At 72.9% G+C, this 632-nt stretch carries 1 protein-coding gene; it reads right to left on the reverse strand.

The features are described 5' to 3' along the window. Nucleotides 1-632, reverse strand: a 632-nt coding sequence (locus tag EJK15_RS69825) for a lanthionine synthetase LanC family protein (RefSeq protein ID WP_276615639.1), incomplete at both ends; no start/stop codon positions are given.

The raw sequence follows: 632 nt of genomic DNA on the forward strand, positions 1-632 counted from the left end.
GGCAGGAGGATGACCCGGCGTGCCTGGCGTGGCTGGAGGGCGGCGTCGAGATGCAGCAGGGCCGCGCCGATGCCGGCCGCGCCGACCATGTAGCCGGTGTCGGCGCTCACCTCGCCGGGTCGTAGCCGCCGATATGCCTGGTACCAGCGGAAACCCCGGCCGTCGGGGTCGGTGGCGTCGGCGATGAGGTGCTCGGCGAGCTCGCGGGCGTAGGTCAGGTAGGTGTCGTTCCCGGTCTCGGCCCACAACCCGACGAAGAGCTCCAGCAGCCCGGCGGCGCCGCAGCACTGGCAGGTGACGTTCCAGAACCCGGTCGTGCGCCGCTTCGGGACTCCGCTCTGGACGATGCCGTTGGCCAGGCGGTCCACCCACTCCAGATGGCTCACAGCGCCCGTCACCCGGTACAGCTCGTAGAACATCCGCGCCACCCCCGCCGAGCCCGAGCAGAACCCCAAGTAGTGCAGCTGGCGCCCCTGCGGCACGTGGTGAGGCACGACGGCGCACCGGTCGGTCACGACGCTGACCTCGCGGACGAAACCGGCGCCCCGGCCCGCCGCCTCCAGGAAGCGCCGCTCGCCGGTGACGCCGTACAGGCGGGCCAGGAGGAAGGCCGTGCCGGCCGTGCCGGCGAG

Origin of the sequence: Nonomuraea basaltis (genome assembly GCF_005893125.1) — a bacterium.
GTDB classification, from domain to species: Bacteria; Actinomycetota; Actinomycetes; order Streptosporangiales; family Streptosporangiaceae; genus Nonomuraea; species Nonomuraea basaltis.